Raw genomic sequence first — 1,710 nt, 5'->3', positions numbered from 1 at the left:
ATTGGATCTCCACGTTATTCTCCTCGATCAGATCCGCTAGCGTGCGCATCGCCGAATCGACGAGCCCCGTAAGATCCGTTTTGACGATGGTATTTCCGAGCGAGTAAACGCGCGAATATTGCAACAAACCAACGAACATCGACTCCAACCGAGCCATACTCGTATTGATTGCCGCGAACGACTCGCCGGTCTCCTCGTCGTCCGGCGTGTGATACTTCTCCCGCAGCCAACGAGTGTTGGTGGCGATATGCCTCACCGGAGCCTGCAGGTCATGCGACACCGCGTAAGCAAACTCTTGCAGGTCATGGTCAGTTAACTCGATCGTCTCGGCCGTCCGGCGAATCTCTTCGTAACCACGAACCACCGACGAGACATCGACACAGGTCAGCACGATCCCGCAAGGCTCTCGCTCGTCCGTCCGTCGGTCGACGTGCGTGGTGTTCAAACTGGGAGTAGGTCGGTTCGGCCGAATGCGGACCAAGAAGTACCTACCCTGACGATTCTTCGCTTTCAACTCGATCGCCCGATCGGTACGAAACACACTGCGTATCCCATCATGCAAATCATCGACATCTAAACTGCTCGCGATGTGCTCAATCGGCCGACCGATGTCCTGAGGCAAAACATAAAACGCGTTCGCGATCGCGGGAGTGAAACTCTGGATCTTTAGGTCATGGTCGAGGTAGATCATCCCGACATCGCAATTCGCGGCGAGGTCGTCACACCGGCACATATCGGAATTCGATTCACCGTTCGCCCCCTGCGGTTCCGCGTGCGATGAGTGCAGACCTTCGCCTTCATCGTGCGGACGATTGCTCGGCGGGTCTGCATCGTCAGTCATGATTGATCTCCCTCCGTCGACTTGCTCACACGATGAGGCATGGTCATGCACGGCTCGTCTCCGGATGAGTTGGGACCGCGCGCTGCGGCGGGAACTCCACGATCCGCCAATAATGATCCAACAGACCGAGCAACCTCAGCAGGTCATCGCCGGCCTTCGACTTTAGGACATAACCGGCAACAAATTTCTCATACGCCTTCACGATATCTCGGTCCGTATCAGACGTTGTCAAAACGAACACAACGCTATCGCGAAGTTCAGGGTCGCTGCGTAATTCTTCGAGAAACTCCAATCCGTTCATGCGTGGCATGTTGAGATCGAGCAGGATCAGATAAGGCCGTTGGAGCGGATCACAACCGACCCCACGCAATCGATCTAACGCCTCAATCCCATCACGAGCATGCACGAGCGGATTGAGAATACGCCGTTTCTTAAGCGTCCGCTGCATCGCGAGAACGTCCAACGGGTCATCTTCGACCAGCATGAGACTGATCTCACTTCGGTCAAGTGTTTGCGGCAGCATCGTTATGCCCTTTTCGCATCGATTGATGATTTCCACGTAAAACGAAATGAATGATTGACGCGATCATCAAACGCCCGAACACGGCAACAACCCCAGCTTTCCTGGGTGCATGCAAGCGAAACTTTCATTTATCGCATCGTCATCCGGCAAACAAACGCTCGCCGAACAGACGTCAGTGAATATCGCCCGCATACGTTCCATAACAGCGTCATTCCACCGCGAAAGCCGCATGAGATTCCAGGTTCACGTGACCGACCGCGACCTCAATCACGCGCCGAAACCCATCTCGCCACCAAACGTCATCCGGCAACCGCCATCAAAGTGCAAAGCATGCGAATCCTAGGTT

At 54.8% G+C, this 1,710-nt stretch carries 3 protein-coding genes; 1 reads left to right on the top strand and 2 read right to left on the bottom strand.

The genetic code is table 11. The features are described from left to right. Together RSSM_RS16640 and RSSM_RS16635 are read right to left on the bottom strand one after the other, a co-directional pair. A partial coding sequence (locus RSSM_RS16640) for a PAS domain-containing protein (protein ID WP_008681164.1) occupies positions 1–841 on the bottom strand: 841 nt, incomplete at its 3' end. A gap of 43 nt (positions 842–884) precedes the next feature. Then, positions 885–1,325, bottom strand: a complete 441-nt coding sequence (locus RSSM_RS16635; RefSeq protein WP_236621197.1) for a response regulator — start codon at positions 1,323–1,325, stop codon at positions 885–887. A 93-nt stretch (positions 1,326–1,418) separates the two neighbouring features. On the opposite strand from RSSM_RS16635, the gene RSSM_RS34780 reads away from it, so the two are divergent. Then, a partial coding sequence (locus RSSM_RS34780; RefSeq protein ID WP_044302799.1) for a hypothetical protein occupies positions 1,419–1,710 on the top strand: 292 nt, incomplete at its 3' end.

Source organism: Aporhodopirellula sallentina SM41 (assembly GCF_000346505.1).
GTDB classification, from domain to species: domain Bacteria; phylum Planctomycetota; class Planctomycetia; order Pirellulales; family Pirellulaceae; genus Rhodopirellula; species Rhodopirellula sallentina.
This window is presented reverse-complemented; position numbering and strand designations above follow the sequence as displayed.

Bases quoted from the DNA above. Each gene is read 5' to 3' on its own strand.
- RSSM_RS16635 (WP_236621197.1), bottom strand. From the start codon at position 1,325: ATGCTGGTCGAAGATGACCCGTTGGACGTTCTCGCGATGCAGCGGACG.